Source organism: Streptomyces sp. SID12488 (assembly GCF_010548275.1).
Classification (GTDB): Bacteria; Actinomycetota; Actinomycetes; order Streptomycetales; family Streptomycetaceae; genus Streptomyces.
On record NZ_JAAGLT010000042.1, the window covers coordinates 9,763 to 31,892 of the forward strand.

Annotated in this window: 1 protein-coding gene (running past one end of the window); it reads right to left on the bottom strand. The window is 75.1% G+C overall.

The features are described from left to right. Nucleotides 1-22,130 carry the 3' portion of a lonely Cys domain-containing protein gene (locus G3I56_RS38865; protein ID WP_164417622.1) on the bottom strand. 5,782 nt of this gene lie beyond the right edge of the window, so 22,130 of the gene's 27,912 nt are visible here — the last part of the coding sequence; the start codon falls outside the window, past its right edge — the gene reads right to left on this strand; the stop codon is at nt 1-3.

Consider the following 22,130-nt stretch of genomic DNA (forward strand, 5'->3'; position numbering starts at 1 on the left):
TCACGTGCGGTGTGTGTCGACGGTGACGGTCTCACCGTCGGCGTGTTGTGCACGGTCGTTCAGTATTCGGTGCAGCTTCTCGGCCAGGGAGCCGCCGGGCTCCAGGTGCCGCGTGCGGAGCCGTTCGTCGGCCAGGCGCTCCAGCAGTTCGGTGTCGGGTACGACGTCGGGTACGACGTCGGGCCCCAGTGCCGTCAGGACATCCCGCAGGTCCTCCAGGGTGTCACGGTGGACGGCGAGCCACGCCGCCGCTTCCGGGTCGGCCGGCCCGTCCGGGGTGCCGGGCGGCCGGCGCCGTACGGACGGCGGTGCGAAGGCGACGGCCTCCAGCACCCGGATCAGCCCGGCCACGCCCGGGCCGGTGGTGCCACCGGGGCCGTGCGGGAGGCCGGCGAGGTAGCTGTCGCCGTCCCGTACGAGGAGGGCGGGCGGTGTCTCCGCCGCCGTGTCGTCGTCCGGGGTGGGGCCGTGGAACGTCACCTGCCCGTCCGGACCCACCACGGCCAGTTCGACGCCGAGCATACGGGGGACCGTCGCCAGCACCGCGTCCGTGAGCGCTTCCGCGCCGTTCGCCCCTCCGTACGAGGAGTCCCGCAGCAGCAGCCGGAAACGCTGGGCCGGGCTAAGGGCGACGCCCGACGCCGGAAGTCGGTCGCCGAGGAGGACCGCCTCCACCGAGCGCTGGGAGGCCTTGAGCTCCGCTCCGATCCCGTCCAGCAGTTCCAGCGGGATCATCCGGCCCCCGTCCAGCGGGAGCGTCGGCGCCTGCGCGAGGTCGGCGTCGGTGACGTTCCGTTCCAGCCAGGCACGGAAGGGGAGCCCCGCGAGGTCGGTGTCGGTGCCGGTGTGCGTGCCGGTGCCGGTGTCCGGTAGCACGTCCGTCAGTGCGGCGGGGGCCGCGTACCGGAGGGCCAGCAGCAGGGTTTCGACCGTCCCGCCACCCGGTGCGGGCGGCCGCGGCGCGTGCAGCGCGAACGCCGTGCCGTGGAGTTCGGCGGCGTACGGTCCGGTGCGCCGGTAGTCACCGGGCGTGTAAACGGACTCGGCTCCCAAAAGGGTCTCGGCCGGGGCGCCGGAGGGCGCGCCCTCGGCGTTCTCCACCGACGAGGACCCCGCCGACGAGGACCGGGCCAGCGGATTCCGTGGCCGGCGGTGGGCCTCGGTCCATCCGCCGAAGGCCCCGGTGGCCAGATCCGGCAGGGTGACGATGCCGAGCGGACCGGACGGCGTGGCGGTGGTCAGCGTCATGGGGCCGCGGTAGCTGACAGCGGGCCGCCCGGTGCGCTGGGAGAACTGCTCCGTCAGCCGTGGGTCCAGGGCTCCGGGGCCGGTGGTCAGGAAGAGCACCGGATGCTCCAGGGGGATGGCCGCCAGCCCCGGGGCGAGGTCCATGAGGGCCAGAAACTCGCGGTCGGAGACCGTGCGGCGAGGCTGCCCGGGCAGGTGCAGCACCAGGTTTCCGGCCTTGTCCACCTCGATCAGGGTGAGCACCGGCGCGGGCTTCCCCCCGGCCGCCCAGACCGGCCGGACCGGCTGGGGGGCGGCCCCGCCGGACGGGTGCCCCTGGCGCACCAGGCTCCAGTCGACGCCCTCGGGCGCGGGAGTGCCGCTCCAGTTGACGCCCTGGACCTCCGGTCCCCGCGTCAGCAGGGCGCCCGGTCCGAAGGCACCGCTCTCCTTGAGGTGGAGGGCGGCCAGCACGTCGTCGTCGGAGGCGTCCAGGCCTGCCGCCGTCGCCTTCGCCGTCAGCGCCCACAGGCGCTGCTGCCCGGTCCGGTTCCAGGGGTCGGCGAAGCCCATACGGAGGACCGTGCGGCCCAGCACCTCAAGATCCTCCGGTGTCCCGCCGAACAGCGTCCCGGCCGAGCGGGCCATCGCCCACACGGTGGAGGCCACCTGCCGGGGCGTCACAGCCGTGCCGGCGGACAGGTCCTGGACGTAGCGCGTCGCGGCTTCGCCCTGGTCGGTGTAGGCGCCGAGGGCGGCCAGCAGGGCGGGCGACGGCAGCTCCGCCCGGAGCATGGCACCGGGCCGGGCCGCGACCCGGTCCCGGGCGTGGTCGAGCAGGGCCAGATACCCGGCCTCGTCCGGGGCCCGGCCACTGTGCTGCTCGGTGAGGAAGTCCAGCATGTCCGCCCTGAACGGCGTGAGCCCGCCCAGGACGGAGTCGTTGGCCCGCATCCGCTCCAGTGCGCCGATACCCTCCAGCACCCGTTGGTACCTGCCGCCGGGCACACCCCGGTCGTCCTCGATCCCGTTGCCGAAGGCGGTCCGCAGCGCCCGCACCAGGCGGAGCGTGGTCGCCCGCACCTCCGCCGGCTCGGCGTCGGGGACCGTGTCCAGACCCGCGTCCCGCGCCAGCTCGTCCAGTTCGTGGTCGAGCGGCTCGGGGCGGTACGTGACCCTGCGGGCCTGCTCGCCGCCGACCGCGTCGAAGACCTTGCGCCGATCGGCCGCGGCACCGGTCGGCCTGGTGGCCGCCGACGTCTCCCGCCTGCTCTCGTTGGCGGTGTACTGCCCGAGCGGGACGTCCTCCAGCGGATCGTCGACCCGGGGCGCGGGGAGGTGGTACGGGTGCGCCTCCTGCGTCGGGTCGCCGTCCGACGCGCTCCAGCAGACCTCCAGGTGCAGCCGGTGGCCGACCGGCAGCTCCCGTACCTCGCGCAGCCCGGCGACGTACCGCGCGGCGTCCCGCTTGCCCAGCCACACCGTCCCGCCGTCACGCAGCGACAGCCCCAGCCGGCCCGGCTCCCCGTGTGCGGCGTAGACGTAGGCCGCCGGGTCGGGGGTGACCGTCTCGGACCGCTCCTCCTGAAGGCCCCCGCCGGCGGGGGCGTAGTGCACGAGGCGCCGCAGGTGACGGAACCCGCGAAGCCACTCCTCCCGCTTCCGCAGGTGGTCCTGGACGGACACGGCCAGCCGGCCGAACCGCTCGTGGCCGGTGTCGACCAGAGGGCGGCTGTACACGTCGCTGTCGCGGAACGTCGTCCCGTCCAGTGCCGTCCACGCGCGGTCCTCCGGCGGCACGGTCGTGGCGGGCGGGTCGAACGGCACCCAGCCGCCGTACGGCCGGTCGGCGTCACCGTCGACGACGACCGGACGGTGGCCGCCGGCGGCGGTGTCGGCGTCCAGCCGCGCCTCGCCGCTCGGCCCCCACACCTTGCGGCCGAGCCGGGTCGCCGCCGCGCGCAGCATGTCCAGCTGCTGGTCCCCCGCTTCCGGCAGGACCAGCACCACCTCCACGTGCGCGGGCAGTCCGGCCAGCACCGGGTCGGCGGCCAGCGCGTCGGCCAGCCCCTCCGCGTCCAGCACCCGGCCGTCGGGCAGGTGCACCCGCCCGTTGCCGCCCTCGGCCCAGATGACGTACGAGTCGTCCGGCCACGGCGCGTTCGTCTCCGACACGGTCACCGGCGGCCGGCCGGACCGGGTCTCGACGACCCGCACCGTCCCGGGCAGCACCCAGGCGGCGGGCTGCCCCGTCAGGTTGCGGCCCTGCGGCCCGCCGGAGGGTCCCGTCAGCAGGGTCCGCGGCGCCAGCACGGGATCGTTCGGGCCGGTGAAGGCGCCCGACACGGCGACGGGCACGGGGGCGTTCACCGGTGGTGCCGACGGCGCGGAGGGCGCTGGAGGCTCCGCGAAGAACTCCGACCGCGTGGTGGGGGCGGTCGGCTGCCGCCTCGCGGCGGTGCCCGCCCGCAGGACGTCCGCCTCCGGACCGGTCGCCTCAAGCGGGGACGTCACCGGCGGAGACGTCACCGGCGGGGACGTCACCGGACCCGCGTCCGTGGCGTCGCTGGCGCGGGCGGGCTTCGCGAGGCCGTCGTCGAAGTCCCCGTACGCGTCGAACCCGTACGCGTCGACGCCGTGCCCGTCCGTCGCGGTGCCCGCCTGCTCCTGCCGCACGGTCGCCGCGTCGAACACCGGGACGACGCGCGCCGAGGCCGGCGGCCGGGTGGGCAGCTGCGGCGCCTTCCGGGTGGCGTGGATCCACTCGCCCGGGGCCCGGGTGGCCGGGTCCAAACCGGCGACGATGGTGAGCGGGGCCGATGGGTCGGTGGCGGTCAGCGTGAGGGGCGCGCTGTAGCCGTAGGCGGGTCGGCCGCTCTGCTGGGCGAACCGCCGCACCAGCTCCGGCCGCAGCGCCCCGGGGCCGGAGCTCAGGAAGAGGAGCGGCTGTTCGAGGTTGGCTGTCTGCATGCCCGGTTCCAGGCGCAGCAGGGCCAGGTACTCGTCGTCGGACACCTCGATCGGCGGCCCGCCGGGCAGGTGCAGGACCACGTTCCCGGCCTCGTTCACGTGGACGACGTTCAGCAGGGGCAGCGGCTTCCCCGGTCCGGCCCACTCCGGCACGACCTTCTCGGTGGTGGTCCCGTCCGGCCCCTGGAACACCCGGTCCACGGTGTGCCAGTCGATCCCCTCGGGCGCGGGCGTGCCGCTCCAGTTGGCGCCCTGGATCTGCTGCCCCCGCTTCATCAGGTTGACCTTGACGAAGGCGAACGCCTTCAGGTGGTACGCGGCGAGCCGGTCGCGGTCGGTGACGTCCACGCCCTCGGCGAGGGCCTTGGCGGTCAGGCCCCAGATCCGCTTCTGCCGCGACAGGTCCCAGGGGTCCGTGCCGACCATGTGGAGTACGGCGCGGCCGTGCGCCTCCCGGTCCGCCGGCGGTATCTCGTTGAAGAGCAGCTTCGCGGCCCGGACCATCGCCCACATGGTGGACGCCACCTGCCGCGGGCTCGGTGCCACCCCGGGGGGCAGCCCCTGGACGCTGCGCAGGATGGCCTCGCCCGACGTGGCGAGCTCGTTGAGCGTCGCCACCAGCGCGGGTGCCGGCACCTCGGTGGTGAGCTGTGCGCCGGGGTCGGCGGCGACCCGGGCCCGGGCGAAGTCGAGGAGGGCCTCGTAGGCGGCGGTGTCGGGGGTGTCGGCGGTCCCCCCGCTGTGCTGCTTCGCGTAGAAGGCCACCATGTCCTGGCGCAGCGGGGTGACCCCGCTGAGCGCCGGGTCGTTGGCCCGCAGCGTCTCCAGCGCGCCGATGCCCTCGACCAGCCGCTCGTACCGGCCGCCCGGCACACCGCGGTCGTTCTCGACGGTGTTGCCGAAGACGTGCCGCAGCCCGCGCACCAGCCGCAGCGTGGTGGCGCGTGTCTGCGGCGGCACGTCACCCGGCCTCTGATGCAGGGCCATGGCTCGGGCCAGTGCGTCCAGCTCGGGCTCCAGCGGCTCGGGCAGGAACGTGACACGGCGCCCCCGCTCACCGTCGGCCGAGGCGGTCAGCACATGAGCGCCCCTCATGACACCGGTCGACCGGGTGGACGCCTTGGTCTCCCGCCTGCTCTCGTTGGCGGCGAGCTGACCGAACGGGACCTCGTCCCAAGGGTCGTCGACGTGCGCCACGGGCCGGTTCGAGCCGCGGTGCCGACGCGGGTCGCCGTCCGAGGCGCTCCAGCAGACCTCCAGGCCCAGTCGGTGCCCCGGCGGCAGCTGGCGCACCTCCCGCAGCCCGGCGACGTACCGCGCGGCGTTCTCCTTGCCCAGCCGCACCTTCCGGCCGTCACGGAGGACGAGCACCATCAGGCCCGCACTTCCGTGTGCGGTGAAGGTGTAGACCGCCGGATCAGGGGTCACCTCCTCGACCGCGATGTCCTGACGCCCGGCGCCGGCCGGGATCTCGTGCACGAGCCGCCGCATGTCGAGGTAGGTCTTGAACCACCTCTCGTACTTCCGCAGGCCCTCGCCGTCCACCACCGAGATCCGGCCGAACCGCTCGTGGTCCTCGGAGACCAGGGGCCGGGTGTCCACGTCGCTGTCCCGGAACGTGGTGCCGTCCAGCGCCGTCCACTCCCGGTCCACGAAGGGCAGCGTCGTGGGCAGCGGATCGTAGGGCGCCCAGAGGCCGACCGCCTTCTTCGCGTCGCCGTCGACCAGCACCGGGAGGTGCCCGTTCCCCGACGGGTCGGCCACCAGCCGTCCGTCACCGCTGGGACCCACCACCTGACGGCCCAGCCGGTTCGCCAGCAGCTGGAGATCCAGGGACCGTTCCGCGAACGGCACGGCCAGCAGCACCGGCACGTGCTGCGGCAGCCGCGCCAGCTCCGGGTCGGCGGCCAGCACCTCGGCCAGCACCTCGGTGTCCAGCACCCGGCCGTCGGGGGACCGGCCGTCCCGGACCAGCACCCCGCCGGGGGCGCCGTCCGCCGCGACGACGTACGTCTCGTCCGGCCACGGCGCGTCCTCCTCGGACACGATCCTCGCCGGCACGTCCGGCCGGCTCTCCAGCACACCGACCCGGTCGGGCCGTACCCGCTCGACCGGCTTGCCCGTCCAGTTCCGGCCCTGCCCGGCAGCCGACGGACCCGGCATCAGGGTCCGCGCCGACAGCAGCGGGTCGGTTCCGTCCGGGTCCGTCCGCTGTACGGCGGCCGGGTCCGCGGGGTCGGGCGAGTCCGCGGGGCCGGGCGCCCGCACGATGCCGGTGGGGCCCGAGGGATCCGCGGGCGGCGACTGCCGGGTGGCCATGGTCCAGTGGCCCGGGGCCCGGGTGGCCGGGTCCAGGCCGACGAGGATGGTGAGCGGGGCCGCCGGATCGGCGGCGGTCAGCGTCATGGGCGCGCTGTAGCCGTGGGCGGGCCGGCCGGTGCGCTCGGCGAATCGCTGCACCAGCTCCGGCCGCAGGGACCCGGGACCGGAGGTCAGGAACAGGACGGGAGTAGCCAAGGGCGTGGTCCGCAGCGCCGGGTCGCGGTCCAGCAGTGCCAGGAACTCGTCCTCGGAGACCGGGAGCGGGTCATGGCCGGGCAGGTGGAGCACGATGGTCCCGTCCCGGTCCACGTTGACCAGGTTCAGGAAGGGCTCGGGCTTGCCCTTTTCGGCCCACTCCGGCACGACCGTCTCGGTGGTGGTCCCGCCCGGCCCGTTCGTCATCCGGCGCACGCTGCGCCAGTCGACCCCCTCCGGCGCGGGTGTGTCGCTCCAGTAGACGCCTTGGACGTTCTGCCCCTGCCAGAGCAGACCGGCCGGGCCGAACGCGCCGGTCTGCTCCAGGTGGTAGGCGGCGAGCAGGTCGCGGTCGGTGACGTCCAGTCCCTCGGCGAGGGCCTTGGCGGTGAGGGACCAGAGCTGCCGCTGCTTCGGCAGGTCCCACGGGTCCGTGTCGGGCAGATGGAGCACACCGCGGCCGTGCGCCTCCCGGTCCGCCGGGGGCAACTCGTTGAACAGCAGCTTCGCCGCCCGGACCATCGCCCACATGGTGGACGCCACCTGCCCCGGGCTCGGCGCCGCCCCGGGGGCCAGCCCCTGCACCGCACGCAGGATCGCCCCGCCCGACGTGGCGAGCCCGTTGAGGGTCACCGTCAGGGCGGGCGCCGGCACCTCGGTGCTGAGCTCCGCGTCGGGGTCCTCGGCGATCCGCTCCCGGGCGAAGTCGAGGAGGGCCTCGTGGGCGGCGGCGGTGTCGGCGGTCCCCCCGCTGTGCTGCTGGGCGTAGAAGGACACCATGTCCTTGCGGAGCGGGGTGACCCCGCTGAGCGCCGGATCGTTGGCCCGCAGCGTCTCCAGCGCGCCCATGCCCCGGAGCAGCCGCTCGTACCGCCCGCCCGGCACACCGAGGTCCCGCTCGACGGCGTTGCCGAAGAGGTCCCGCAGCCCGCGCACCAACCGCAGCGCGGTCGCGCGCGTCTCCGCCGGCACCGGACCCGTACCCTCGTGCAGGCCCGCCTCCCGCGCCAGCCCGTCCAGTTCGGGTTCCAGCGGCTCGGGCAGGAACGTGACACGGCGCCCCCGCTCACCGCCGCCCGTGGCGGTCAGCACCCGGTAGGTGTACGTCATGCCGGTCTGGCTGGTCGCCGAAGTGGTCTCCCGCCGGCTCTCGTTGGCGGCGTACTGACCGAACGGGACGTCGGCCCAGGGGTCGTCGACGTGCGGCAGCGGAGCGGCGGCGGGGTGCTGCCGACGCGGGTCGCCGTCCGACGCGCTGAAGCAGACCGCCAGTTCCAGCCGGTGCCCCGGGGGCAGTTGGCGCACCTCGCGCAGCCCGGCGACGTACCGCGCGGCGTCCCGCTTGCCCAGCCACACCGTCCGGCCGCCCCGGAGGGCGAGCGTCAGCCGGCCCGGATGCCCGTGGCCGGCGTAGATGTGGACCGCCGATTCGGGACTGACCTGCTCGGTCTCGGCGTCCACGGTGCCGGAGCCGGCCGGAACCTTGTGCACGAGCCGCCGCATGTCGAGGTACGCCTTGAACGCCTGCTCGAAGTGGCGCAGCTCCTCGCGGTTCTTGACCGAGATCCGGCCGATGCGCTGCTTGTGCCCGTCGGAGACCAGGGGCCGAGTGTCCACCTCGCTGTCCCGGAACGTGGTGCCGTCCAGCGCGGTCCACTCCCGGTCCTCGTACGGGAGCGTGGTGTCCTGGGGATCGTAGGGTGCCCAGACTCCGACCGGCTTGTCGGCCGCGCGGTCGACCAGCACCGGGAGGTGCGCGTTCCCGGACCCGTCACCGGCCAGCCGCCCGTCACCGCTGGGCCCCACCACCCGGCGGCCCAGCCGGTTCGCCAGCGCCTGGAGGTCCAGGGTCTGCTGCGCGAACGGTACGGCCAGCAGCAGCGGTACGTCCTTCGGTAGCCGCGCCAGCTCCGGGTCGGCGGCCAGCACCTCGGCCAGCGCCTCGGTGTCCAGCACCCGGCCGTCGGGGGACCGGCCGTCCCGGACCAGCACCCCGCCGGGGGCGCCGTCGGCCGCGACGACGTACGTCTCGTCCGGCCACGGCGCGTCCTTCTCCGACACGATCTTGGCCAGCGTGTCCGGCCGCGTCTCGATCACCCGCACCCGGCCGGCCCGCACCTGCTTGACCGGCTTGCCCGTCCAGTTCCGGCCCTGACCCGCACCGGACGGGCCCGACGGACCCGACTGGCCTGGCGTACCCGGCGCACCCGGCATCAGGGTCCGCGCCGACAGCAGCGGGTCGGCGGGGTCTGCGGGGGCGAAGACGTCGGGGTCGGACGAGGCCGTGGGTTGAGTGGCCGAGGCCGCCTGCCGGATGGCCCCGGTCCACCGGCCCGGGGCGTTGGTGGCCGGATCCAGCAGGGCGAGGATCTTCAGCGGGGCCGCCGGGTCGCCGGCGGTCAGCAGCAGCGGCGCACTGTAGCCGAAGGCGGGACGGCCGGTGCGCTGCGAGAACCGCTGCACCAGCTCCGGCCGCAGGGCCCCGGGACCGGAGGTCAGGAACAGGACAGGGGTGCCCAGCGGCGTCGTACGCAGTGCCGGGTCCAGGTCCAGCAGCGCCAGGAACTCGTCCTCCGACACCGGGAACGGGGCGCGGCCGGGCAGGTGCAGCACGATGTTCCCGGCCCGGTCCACCTGGACCAGGTTCAGCAGCGGCGCGGGCTTCCCCTTGCCGGCCCAGTCCGGCTCGACCTGCTCGGTGCTGGTGGTCCCGCCGGGCCCCTTCACCATCCGGCGCACGCTGCTCAGGTCGACGCCGGCGGGCGCGGGTGTGCCGCTCCAGTTGACGCCCTGGACGTTCTGCCCCTGCCACAGCAGACCGGCCGGGCCCAACGCACCGGCCTGCCTGAGGTGGTACGCGGCGAGCACGTTGCCGTCGGTGACATCCAGCCCCTCGGCGACGGCCGTCGCCGCCAGCGCCCACAGCGTCTCCTGCTTCGCCCGGTCCCAGGTGTCGCCGTCGGTCAGGTGGAGCACCTTGCGGCCGAACGCCTCCCGGTCCGGCCCCGGCACCTGCCCCAGCCGCTGCGCGGCACGGGCCGTCGCCCACAGGGCGGACGCGACCTCCTGGGGAGCCGGCGGCGTGTTGCCGGGCAGTACCTTCACGGCGCGCACCACGGCTTCGCCACTGGTGGCGAACTGTCCGAGCGTCAGCCGCAGGGCGGGTGGGTCGATCGCCTCGCTCAGCCGGGCCCGCGGCTCCGCCGCGATCCGGTCCCGGGCGAAGGCGAGCAGGGCCAGATGGCCCGCCTCGTCCGGGGCCTTCCCGGTGTACGCCCGGGTCAGGAAGTCCAGCATGTCGAGCCGGAGCGGGGTCCGGTGCCGCAGCCCGGGGTCGTTGGCCCGCATCTTCTCCAGCGCGCCGATGCCCTTGAGCGCCTGCCGGTACCGGAACGGGTTGTCCTCGAACCTGCTGCCCAGCGCGGTCCGCAGGGCCCGCACCAGCCGCAGCGTGGTGGCGCGGGTCGACGGCGGCACCGCGCCCGGCCCCTGGTGCAGGTCCATGTCGCGGGCGAGCTTGTCCAGTTGGGCATCCGACGGGTCCGGACGGAAGGTGATCCGGCGCCCCCGCTCGCCACGGGCGCCGTCCACCACCAGCCGGTCGTCGTCGTTCAGGCCGGTCGACCGGGTGGACGCCGACGTCTCCCGTCCGCTCGCGTTGGCCAGCAGGTGACCGAACGGAACGTCCTCCAGCGGATCGTCGACATGCGGTGCGGGAGCGGTGCTCAGGTGCTCCTGGGTCGGGTCGCCGTCCGAGGCGCTCCAGCACACCTCCGCGTGCAGCCGGTGCTTCGCCGGCAGCTCACGGACTTCGCGGAGCCCGGCGACATAGCGCGCGGCGTCGTGCTTGCCCAGCAGCACGGTCTTGCCGTTCCTGAGCACGAGCGCGAGCACACCGGGCCTGCCGTGACCCGCGAACACGTAGATCGCGGGATCCGGTGTCACCGCCTCGGCCGGCCCGTAGTAGTTGTCGCCGCCGGCCGGCACCACGTGTACGAGCCGCCGCATCTCCCGGAAGTTCCGGAACCGCTGTTCCCGCCGCCGCAGGTTGTCGGTGTCCGCGATCGAGATCCGCCCGTACCGCTCGTGGCCCTTCGTGACCAGGGGCCGGGTGTACACGTCGCTGTCACGGAACGGGGTGCCGTCCAGCGCCGTCCAGGTACGGTCCTCGAACGGCGCCGACGTCGTCGGTGCCGGGTCGAACGGCACCCAGAGGCCGTACGGCAGGGCCGCGTCGGAGTCGACCAGCCCCAGGACGTGCGCGTCGCCCGTCCCGTCGGGGATCAGGCGCCCGTGACCGCTGGGCGCCCACACCTTCCGGCCGAGCCGGCGGGCCAGCCCGTCCAGGTACTCGGTGCCCATGCCCGGGACGGCCAGCACCAGGGGTACGTCCTTCGGCAGCCGTGCCAGCTCCGGGTCGGCGGCCAGCACGTCGGCCAGCGCCGCCACGTCCAGCACCCGGCCGTCCGGGGCCTTCACTCCCCCGTCCTCACCCTGGCCCGCCACCACGTACGCCGTGTCCGGCCACGGTGCGTCCTCCTCCGACACGATCACCGGTGCCACGTCCGGCCGGGTCTCGTACAGCCGCACCCGGTCGGGCAGCACCCGGCGCACCGGCTTGCCCGTCCAGTTCCGGCCCTGCGGCACGCCCGACGGGCCCGCCAGCAGGGTCCCCGCCGACAGCAGCGGGTCCACGGGATCGGACGGGGCCAGGATAGTGATGGACTCCGAGGGCCCCGCGGAGGGCATCGTCGGCTGCCGGGTGGTCCGGGTCCAGGTGCCCGGGGCCCCGGTGGCCGGGTCCGGCTGGGCGACGATGGCGAGCGGGGCCGCCGGATCGGCGGCGGTCAGCGTCATGGGCGCGCTGTAGCCGTGGGCGGGCCGGCCGGTGCGCTGGGAGAACCGCTGCACCAGCTCCGGCCGCAGGGATCCGGGGCCGGAGGTCAGGAACAGGACGGGGGTGCCCAGGGGCGTGGTGCGCAGGGCCGGGTCCAGGTCCAGCAGGGCCAGGAACTCGTTGTCGGACACCACGAGCGGGGCGCGGCCGGGCAGGTGCAGCACGATGTTCCCGGCCCGGTCCACGTTGACCAGGTTCAGGATGGGCTGGGGCTTGCCCTTCTCGGCCCACTCCGGCACGTCCTGCTCGGTGGTGGTGGTCCCGTGCGGCGCCTGGGCCGTCCGGAGCACGCTGCGCCAGTCGACGCCGTGGGGCGCAGGTGTGTCGCTCCAGCGGGTGCCCTGGACGTTCTGCCCCTGCCACAGCAGCGCGGCCGGGCCGAACGCCCCGGCCTGCTTCAGGTGGTAGGCGGCCAGCCGGTCGCGGTCGGTGACGTCCAGGCCCTCGGCGAGGGCCTGGGCGGTCAGGGCCCAGATCCGCTTCTGCTGCGACAGGTCCCACGGGTCCGTGTCGGCGAGGTGCAGCACGCCTCGGCCGTGGGCCTCCCGGTCCGCCGGCGGTATCTCGTTGAACAGCGTCTGCGCGGCCCGGACCGTCGCCCAGAGGGTGGACGCCACCTGACCCGGGCTCGGCGCCACCCCGGGGGGCAGCCCCTGGACGATACGCAGCAGGGCCTCGCCGGAGGTGGCCAGCTCGTTGAGGGTCACCGTGAGGGCGGGCGCCGGCAGCGCCGTGCCGAGCCGCGCACCGGGATCCGCAGCGACCCGGGCCCGGGCGAAGTCCAGCAGGGCTTCGACGGTGGCCGGGTCGGCGATGCCCCCGCTGTGCTGCTGGGCGTAGAAGGACACCATGTCCTTGCGGAGCGGGGTGACCCCGCTGAGCGCCGGGTCGTTGGCGCGCAGCGTCTCCAGCGCGCCGATGCCCCGGAGCAGCCGCTCGTACCGGCCGCCCGGCACACCGCGGTCGTCCTCGACACCGTTGCCGAAGTGGTCCCGCAGCCCGCGCACCAGCCGCAGCGCGGTGGCACGCGTTCGCGGCGGCACCGGACCCGTACCGCTGTGCAGGCCCGTCTCCCGGGCCAGTCCGTCCAGTTCGGACTCCAGCGGCTCCGGCCGGAACGTGACCCGGCGCCCCCGCTGCCCGTCGGCCGCGGCGATCAGCACCCGGTCCCTGCTGTCCATGCCGGTCTGCCGGGTCGACGAACTGGTCTCCCGCCGGCTCTCGTTGGCGGCGTACTGACCGAACGGGACGTCGGCCCAGGGGTCGTCCACATGGGGCTGCGGCGCGTTCCTGGAGTGGTTCTGGCGCGGGTCGGCGTCCGACGCGCTCCAGCAGACCTCCAGGTACAGCCTGTGCCCCGGGGGCAGTTGGCGCACCTCGCGCAGCCCGGAGACGTACCGCGCGGCGTCCTGCTTGCCCAGCCGCACGGTCCGGCCGTCCCGGAGGGCGAGCGTCAGCCGGCCCGGACTCCCGTGCCCGGCGTAGACGTAGACCGCCGGATCGGGGGTCCGCGTCTCGACCTCGACGTCCTGGTGGCCGTCGCCGGCCGGGATCTTGTGCACGAGGCGCCGCATGTCGAGGTACGTCCTGAACCGGCGCTCGGTCTCCCGCGCCTCCCCGCCCTGCACCGACATCCGGCCGAACCGCTGGTTGCTCCCGTCGGAGACCAGGGGCCGGCTGTCGACGTCGCTGTCCCGGAAGGTGACGCCTTCCAGCGACGTCCACTCCCGGTCCACGTACGACAGCGTGACGGCCTGGGGTTCGTACGGCGTCCAGAGACCGATCGGCTGGTCGGCCGCGCGGTCGACGAGCACCGGGAGGTGCGCGTTCCCCGTCCCGTCGCCGATCAGCCGGCCGTCACCGGTGGGGCCGAACACCGGCCGGCCCAGCAGGTCGGCCAGCAACTGGAGGTCCAGGGTCCGTTGCGCGTACGGCACGGCCAGCAGCACCGGCACGTCCTTCGGCCGCCGCGCCAGCTCCGGGTCGGCGGCCAGTACCTGGGCCAGCGTCGCCGTGTCCAGCACCCGGCCGTCGCGGACCCGCAGACCGCCCGGGTCACCGTCCGCCGTGACGACGTACGCCGTGTCCGGCCACGGCGCGTCCTCCTCCGCGGTGATCCTCGGCGGCTCGCCCGGCCGCGTCTCGATCACCCGGGTCCGGCCGGGCCGCACCCGGGTCACCGTCTTCGCCGTCCAGTTGCGGCCCTGGCCCGGCCCCGACGGGCCCGCCAGCAGGGTCGGCGCCGACAGCAGCGGATCGGCGGCACCGGCGAAGGCGGCCGACGCGGTCGGGGGCACCGGAGCGGTGGCCGGCCCCGTGGTGGAGGCGGAGGAGACGGCGGCGGGCGGGCCGGCGGGTGGCGAGAAGAGAGAGAGCTCTTCCGTCCCGGCCGGGTCGGACACCACCGGCTGCGACACGCCGTCCTGCTGCGGGTCCGCCCCCTGCCGACCGGCCGGCTCCGTCGTCCCGCGCCCGTCCTGGCCGACGGGACCGGCCGGGGCGGCCGGCGCTACCGGCGTGACCGGGATGGCCCGGGCGACCGGGCCGGCCGTGGTCGGCCGCCGGCGGCGGCCCGGCCGACGGGCGGGCTCCGAGGCCAGCGAGCCCCGGATGGACCCGCCGTCACCGGTGCCCGCCGCGCGCCGCGCGGTGTCCAGCGTGCCCGCCAGGGCGACCAGTCCGCGCCACGCCTGCTGCTGGGCCCTGACCTGGGTCTGCCGTTCCTGCCGGGTGTCCCGCAGCGTCTGCTCGATCCCGTCCAGCTCGGTCCGGGCCTCGTCGCGGAGCCCCGTCCGGCGGGTCACCGCCCCCGCCCTGCGCTGCTCCCGGCCCCGGGCGTCGGCGACGGCACGGTCGGTGTCCTGCCGGACCTGCTCCTGGCTCTCCTGCGCGGTCTCCACCGCCGTACGGGCGGTGGTCAGCGCGGCCTGCGCGTCGCTCAGCGCCTCCGACCGGCCCTCGTGCCGCCGCTGGAGGTCGAGCCACCGCGCCTGGGCGGTCGCGGCCCGCTCCTCGGCCTCCGGGAGGCCCGGCTGGGGGCCGTTCTCGTCGGCCATCCGCTCAATGCTCTCCGCCTCGGCCTGCGCCTGCCGCCACACCAGCCGGGCCGACGCCACCTGCTCCTCGGTGGGCAGCGCCTCCGCGTCCCGGACGGCCTGCTCGGCCGGGGCCAGCTCCGCCTCGGCCTCGCGGACCGCGCCGGCGGCGGTCTCCCGGGCGAGCCCGGCGTCGCGTACCGCGTCCTGATGGGCCGTCACCGCCGCCGTGTGCTCGGTGGTGGCGTCCACCAGTTGCTGTTCCGTCCGGCGCAGGGTCTGCTCGGCCGTGTCCCGGTCGAGCAGGAGCTGCTGCTCGTCGACGACGGCCTGCCGTTCGGCGGCCACCGCCGCCGTGTACGCGGCGGCCGTGGTGCGCAGCGCCCGCGCCCCGTCGTCGGTGGCGTCGGTGTCATCGGTGGCGGTGGCGGTGGCGGCAGTGACGGCTATGGCTTCGGCGCCCGTGGCATCCGTGCCGTCCGTCAGCGTGCCGTCCGCCGCGAACGGCCAGTGGCGCAGCCCGTCGTCAGTGCGCACCACCAGCTCGACCGGCTTCCCGGACAGCACGGCGGTACGGGAGGCCGTGAAGAGGGCGCGGGCCAGCCGGCTCCCGTCGGGGTCGGCGCCGAGCGCCAGCCACAGCTGGGCCGACGCGTCGGTCGCGTCGAGGCCGTCGGCGAGCGCCTGCGGCAGGTCGGTGACCGGGTGCCGCGCCCAGTCCCGCAGGTCCTCCGCGTCCTGGCCGGCGAGGAGCGCGGGCAGGTCGTACACCTGCGCGTCGGGACGCGCCGGCGTGACGCCGAAGCCGAGCACGTCCCGTTCCATCAGCCGCACGGTGGAGGTCCCGGTGACGTACCGCACGCCCTCCGGTCCCGCCACCGTGACGACCGTGTCGACCAGCGTCTCGTAGCTGCGGGTGCCGCGCCGGTCGGTGGGCTGCGTGGAGTGGCCGGTCCGCATGCGGTCGTAACGGGTGCCGGTCACACCGGTGTTGGTCGACACGGTGTGCGGCTGCTGGGCCGCCAGGGGGACGTTCGCGCCCAGCAGTTGCAGGTTGCCGGCCTCCAGGCTGTACGTACCCAGCTGGGTCAGCGCGAAGGAACTGCCCGCCGAGGAGGAGGACGTGGCCGTACGGGTGTGCGTCCGCACCCGGTCCACGGCGAAGTCACCGCCGTCCGTGACGGGCCTCGGGTTGTGCAGGGACACCGACAGCGCGGGCGCCGCTCCGGGTGTCTCCAGCGGCCAGCTGCCGGGCATCCGGGGCGTCAGGCCCGCCGCCGCGCGGGGCTGGTCCACGCTGATGTCACCGGCCTGGACCAGCTCGCCGAGCCGGGCGGCGGCCGCCTCGTCCGAGGCGCCGGCGGGCAGCCCCCAGGCGGCGGTCAGCTCCGGTGCGACGGTGTGCAGGGCCTCGGTCAGCTGGGGGAAGGCGTTGAAGTCCTGGACCGGGGCCGCCCAGGTCGGCACCAGCCGGGAGCCGGACGGGAACGGCGGCGTGCCCTGGGCGAGCGCCTGCTGCGGCGACATCGTCAGCGGGTCCTGAGTGAGCAGCGCGGGCGGGCGTGGACCGTCGTGCACCAGGGGCGTGACGGCCTCGGAACCGGCGAACCGCAGCGCCACCGCGCCCGGCACCGTGACCGAGCCGACCGGCCGTCCCCGCAGCAGGCGGCGAGCCCCCTCGATCAGCCGGGCCGCGACGTCCCCGTCCAGGCCGGTGAAGGACAGCATCCCGGCCTGGATCAGCCCGCCGGGGATGTTCGCGGGCCATTCGGCGATCAGCTGGGAACGGACCGAGGCGGTGAAGGCGTAGTCGATGTCGTCGAAGTCGGCGACGCTGTCGGTGCGCGACCACTGGCGGTCCTCGGCGGAGAAGCCGGTCTGCCGGGTGCGGGAGCGGGCGTTGGTCAGCGCGACGGACGGGCCTTCGCGGTCCGTGGTGCCGGTGACACCGGGGCGCGGGTAGCGGGAGACCACGTTGGCGGCGGTCTGGTGCGTCCAGCTGGTGGCGGCGGCGGTGGAGCTCGCCTGCGGGGTGTGCGCCTGGACGTGCTCCAGGCCGCTGCCCTCGCCCGCCGGGCGGCCGAGCAGGCCGCGCAGCGCCGGGGTCCGCATCAGGGGTGCGGAGCTGACGGTCACCTCGACCAGTCGCGCACCGCCGTAGGCGACGTGCACGAACTCGAACCGGGTGCCGCCCTCGCCCCGGCCGGGCAGGACGCGCAGCGCCAGGGGGTCGGCATGCCGGCCGATCGCGGGGTCCACGACGGACAGGTACGCGGCGTGCCCCGGCTGGGTGACACCCGGCGCCTCGTTCTCGATCAGCCCGGTCAGTTCCCGGCGGAGCCGGTCCCGGCGCTCGATGCGGCTGGTCGTGCTGTCCAGCTGGGTCACCGACAGGACGGTCGCGACGCCGAGCCGGCCGGTACGGGTGAACCCGTCGGGCAGCGGGACGCTCGGCGGCGGCAGCGTCAGGGCCGGCAACCCGGCCATCCCGTGGAACCACCGTGCGTAGCGGGCCAGCGCCGTCTCCGGCGTCAGGAAGGTCACCGCGTGCGACAGGTCGATCGCCAGCTCCACGGGGGCCTGGCCGCCCAGTCCGACGGCGTTCCCGGCCGCGTTGCGCACACCCTGCGTGACCGTCACCAGCAGCGTGGCGTCCGTGCCGATCAGATGGTGGACCCCCGCCTCGACGGGGACCCGGGTGATCTTCGTCGCGCTGCTCAGCGCGCGGGTGTCGTCGGTGCGCCGGGAGTAGCTGTACCGGCCGCTCGGGTTGAACTGGTGCACCAGGTCGGCGGAGTCCGCCGGGGCCGTCTGCAGGCCGGTGACCCCGAGGTTGCCCTGCCGGACCAGGCCGGTGGCCCGCTGCCGCCCGGCCGTGTCCGCCGTGCCCGCGTCCTGCTCGGAGTACATGTCCTCGGAACCCAGGTGGCGGGGGTTGCTCAGGTAGCCCCGGATCTCCACGATCATCACCTGGTCCGCCGCCATGCCCGGCAGCGTCACCTCCACCACATGGCGGCCCCCGAAGATCTGCTGCGCCCGGGAGAGCAGCTGGGCGGGCCGGATCCCGGCGTGCCGGGCCTCGGCCCCGACGGTGCCCGGGTCGTTCTTCGCCGCGCCCACCAGCGCCTCCGACGTCCACCGGGAGGATGCCGCGGCCCAGTTGTAGGGCACGAGGGCCGCCTGCGCCAGGGGGGAGCCCACCCGGTTCGCCACGGTGCCGGCGCGGTTCAGGGGGCCGGCGAGACGGGCGGGGACAACGCTCTTCGCCGCGTCGGCGGTCCGCTGCGCGGCCCCGCTGACCAGGCCGGCCGCGCCGGAGAATCCGGAGGCGGTACGACGTGCCGCCCGGGCCAACGCACCGGGCCCCGGACTGCCGGGATAGGTCCCCGCCACGACCCGGCTCAAGGTCTCCATCAGCGCGGCGGTGGCACGGATGTCGAGCACGACCGTGCGCTCCGGTATCCGGCTGATGTCGGGGAGCGGGCGGCCGTGCGCGTCCACCATGCCCAGGCGCATGAGGTCGTCCAGGGGGCCGCCGTCGGTGACCAGCTGACGGATCGTGTGCCGGGGCGGCCGGGGCCCGGCGGGCACGAGGCTCCGGCTCGGGGGGCGGGTGCGGTAGTGCGGGACCAGCAGGGAGATGCTGCCGGGCACGGTGTGCGGCGGCGCGGCGGTCAGGTCGCGCAGGGGTATGTCGGTGTTCGCGCCGTCCCCGGCGACGACGACGGCGTCGAGGTCCGCGGTGTCGGGGGCCGCGACGACGGCGTCGGTGTCCGCCGCGTCCGTGTCGTCCGCACCGTCCTCCGTGACGAGGTCGGCGAAGCGGACGAGGGGCTGGTCGTCGGTGTCCTCGTACAGGTCCAGGGCGAGCCTGGCCGGCACCCGGAAGATCTCGCTGCCGTTCTTGTTCGTCATGGCGAGCTGTTCGAAGCTGACCGCACCGCCGACGGACACCGTGTCGGTGATCTGCCCGGACCCGGTGTAGTCGGGGCCGGTGCTCAGCGTCCCGGCACCGTCGGCGAGCGGGATGTTGACCCCGCCGCCGAAGCCGGCCGCACCGCCCAGCGCGGTGCCGCGCTGCCGCCCGCCACCGGACTCGGACGAGCTGAAACCGACCTGGAAGACGTCGGGCAGCCGCCGCGTGTGCTCGGCGGGCAGCGCGGTGTCGCGCAGGGCGGAGAACCGCAGCTGCACCCGGCGGGTGCCGGTGACGGCGTTCGGCCGCTCGAACCAGACGGGGCGCCCGCCGTCCACCGCCTCCGGTGTCGAGGTGGCCAGACCGTACCGGCTGCGCAGCTTGCCCAGCTGCCGCAGGTTGGCCAACTGCGCCTGGCGGAGCGGCTCGTCGAGCCGGAGCGGGAGGGACGAGTCCCGGTGCTCGGCCGGCGGCAGGAACCCCTCCCGCAAGAGCCACGCCTTCGCCCGGTCGAAGAGCCCGTCGGCCCCCTCGACCTGCAACGGCGTCTCGGAGTACCCGATGCTGTCCAGGTGCTCCAGGTGCTCGGGCAGCTCCCGCAGCTCCTCCGGAGCCGGCCGGTGCCCCTCCTGGGTGGTCCGCTGGGCCATCTGGAGCCGCAGGCCGTCGTCCCACGGCCCGAACGTGCCGCTGACCTCGCCGCCCCCGGCGCGGTGCAGCGTCACGTCGTAGGTGACCCGGCCGGGGGTGAGCAGCGTGCTGCTCTTGGTGTAGAGGCCGTGCATCAGGCTCGCGCCGCCCGAGGCGTTGTGGCCCTCGTTCACCTGCCAGTTGACGCCCGCCTTGCCCAGCAGGTTGCCGCCGAACGACGCCGTCGCGTCCGGGTGCCCGGGGGTGTGGTCGGTGGTGAACGTCGGCCCGCCGGTGCCCTCGACGCCGAGCCCGCTGGTGAACTTCACCGACAGGTCCGTGTTGGCGCCGTGGGTGAACCAGGTCTCCAGCAGGAACTTGCCGTCGGGGCTCTTCATCGTCGGCTGTCCCGGCTCGATGCGCGCCCGGAGTTCGAGCACGCCGATCGCGTTGCCGTCGGTGTCCATCAGCGTCGGCGAGAACACCCCGCCGCTGGACTGGAGTTGCGGGGTGCCGCCCAGCATCTCCTCGGCCAGGAAGAGCTCCAGCTCCTGCGCCGATCCCTCGTCCTGCTCGGCCAGCGAGGCGAAGGCCGGGTCGGCGAGGAGTTCGGTGAGCAGACGGCGCGGCTCTCCCACGCTCTCCACACCCCACAGCGGCAGGCCGCCCGGATCGGCGGGCTCGGGCAGGTCCGCCGGGTCGGTGCCGTCGTCGTAGACGCGGTGTTCGGGGACCCAGAGCGTGACCGGGCCGTGCGACCGCTCCGGCAGCCAGTTGGCGATCTGCTCGCGGGGGGTGTCCACCCGGACCTGCCACAGCCCGTCGAAGTCCATCGGGCGCGCCGGGTCCGAGGCCCGCTGCTTGCTCGTGACCGCGAGCGACTCGCCGACGGTGACGGACTGGGCCATCTGGTTGTGGGTCGCGGCCACCGCGACCGTGACGTCGCTCAGGCGCAGCGGCCCCGCACCGGTGGCCAGGCGGATCAGGGTCCACGGGAGGGCGCTGTTGCGGTTGTTCCCCCAGCCCTCGGTGGCGGAGGAGGTCTGGCTTCCCTTGGCGCGCTGCTCGATCTGGACGTCGGGGACCGCCACGGCGTTCTCGGCATACTTCGCCGACCTCCTGCCGTTCTCGTGCGCCAGCCGTACGTCGACGCTCCGCTCCCGGCCCCCGTGCCGGACGGTGATCCGGTGGCCCTGGGTGCTGCGCAGCTCCGGCCGGTTGCGTTCGACCTCCTCCGCGCTCAGGACGTCGCGGAGCTGGGTCAGCAGGGAGGCGGCGTCGGCGCTGCCCTCCTCGACGCCGAGGGCGTCGACGATCTGCCCGTACAGGCCGTCGAGGACTGCGGCGGGGGTGGGCTCGTGCAGGACGAGGCCGACGTGGCCGTCGTGCTGGGAGCCGTAGACGAGGGTGTACGTGGAGAGTCGGCGGGGGGCGGGCAGCGGGGTCTGCCCGGTCTGCGGGGCGGTCAGGTCCTGCGCCTGGTCCAGGTCCAGGTCCTGGTCATCGTCCTGGTCCTGATCCTGGTCCTGCGTGCCGCTCGGGCCCGCCTCGGTGACCTCGGAAACGTCGTCCGGGGCCACGTCGTCCGGCCCCAGCTCGTCCGGAGTCACCTCGTCGGGGTCGCCGGGCGGCCGGGTCGTCGTGGGCGGAGCCGCCGGTGCCGACGGGGCGGTGGCGACCACCACGGACTGCTGGGCCAGGCCCCCCACCTGCGCCTGGTACAGCACGTGTTCCAGCGCGTTCGCGGTCAGCGAGTGGTCCCAGCCCTGGCCCTGGGCGTAGCGGCCCACGATCTGTTCCAGCGACCGCCAGGTCAGCGGCCCGGTGTCCGGGTTGCCCGGGGTGTTCACCCGCAGCGCCTCCAGCGCGCCGAAGCCCCGGATCAGGTTCTGGAACTCCGCGGCCCGGCCGGGGTCGGTGTCGATATCGACGCCGTGGGTCTCCCGCAGCGCCCGCACCCACCGCAGGGCCCGGGTCGTCCTGCGCGGCGTGTCCACGGGCAGGCCGGCCAGGCCGGCGAGCTGGGCGAGGGCGGCGGGTACGGGTTCGGGAACGAACCTGCGGTAGCGGTACTGGGGCTGGTCAGGATCGTCGTACTTGATCAGCCGCACGCCGTCGGCCGGCGCCTGCCAGCCCTGGCGCGCCTCCGAGGTGTATCCGTCGCGGCCGGTCGAGTTCGCGACGAACTGGGCCGTCGGCGGCGACTCCAGCCGGTCGTGCCCCGGCCGCACCTGGCCGAGTTCGCACCACAGCATCCAGACCGGGTTCTGCCGGGGCATCCGCTGGAGGCTCCTGCGCCGGCTGAGCAGCGTGGCGAACCCCTCGTCGCCGAGCCGGTACCGCTCGCCGGTGCTCCGCGACGGCACACCCGGGTCGCCACCGCCGCCGTGGCCCACGGCGATGTACGCGTCGGCCAGGCTGCGGGGCAGCGTCCGCAGTCCGCTCTCCCGCGTGGGGTCGTCCGCCGACTGCCCCAGTCGCAGATCGACGTAGTGCTCGACGGCGGAGAGCTGGCGCATGCCGTTCTCCCACCGCGCCACGTCCTGCGGGCTGAGGTAGGCCCGTCCGGTCAGCTCGTCTCCATCGATGGTCGTCAGGGTGTACTGCGACAGGTCGTCCTCCCTGACCTGCCTGCCGTCGGCGAGCGTCACCAGGGCGTCGGGATCGTCCGGGACCAGCCCCGGATCGGCGGGAAGCCACGTCCCCCGGGGAACCGTCCCCGGGGCGGTGTTCAGGAGGACGAACTGGTGCCACGCGCTGCCGTCGGCCACCGGTTGCAGCCGGAAGGCGCCGTCGGTGAACCACACCCGCCCGTCGGTCCGGTCGGCCAGCTTCCGCGCCGTCAGCTCACCGACGTCCTTCAGCAGCAGCACCACCGGGACGCCGGCGACCCGCTCGGGGTCGTGCGCCACCAGCTCGATCAGCAGGTCCTCGTCCA